1 pseudogene is annotated in these 265 nt (G+C 57.0%); it reads left to right on the forward strand.

Features of this window, described 5'->3' with window-relative positions:
* Positions 1-12: 12 nt before the first annotated feature.
* Positions 13-265: pseudogene (locus AAEY75_RS15585) on the forward strand (homoserine O-acetyltransferase); the annotation flags it as partial.

Consider the following 265-nt stretch of genomic DNA (forward strand, 5'->3'; position numbering starts at 1 on the left):
GTCATCGCGCCAATGCCCGATCCATTGCCCGCAGATTCTGTTGGGCTTGTTACCCCACAGACCTACCATTTTGACACACCGCTGGAACTTGCCTGCGGCAAGATGCTGAGCCGCTATGAGCTGGTAGTAGAGACCTATGGCGAACTGAATGCCAACGCCAGCAATGCGATTTTGGTGTGTCATGCTCTCAGCGGTCACCATCACGCCGCCGGTTATCACGCCGCCGACGAACGCAAAGCAGGCTGGTGGGATAGCTGTATTGGCC

The sequence above is a fragment of the Psychrobacter sp. TB55-MNA-CIBAN-0194 genome, assembly GCF_040309505.1.
GTDB classification, from domain to species: Bacteria; Pseudomonadota; Gammaproteobacteria; order Pseudomonadales; family Moraxellaceae; genus Psychrobacter; species Psychrobacter fozii.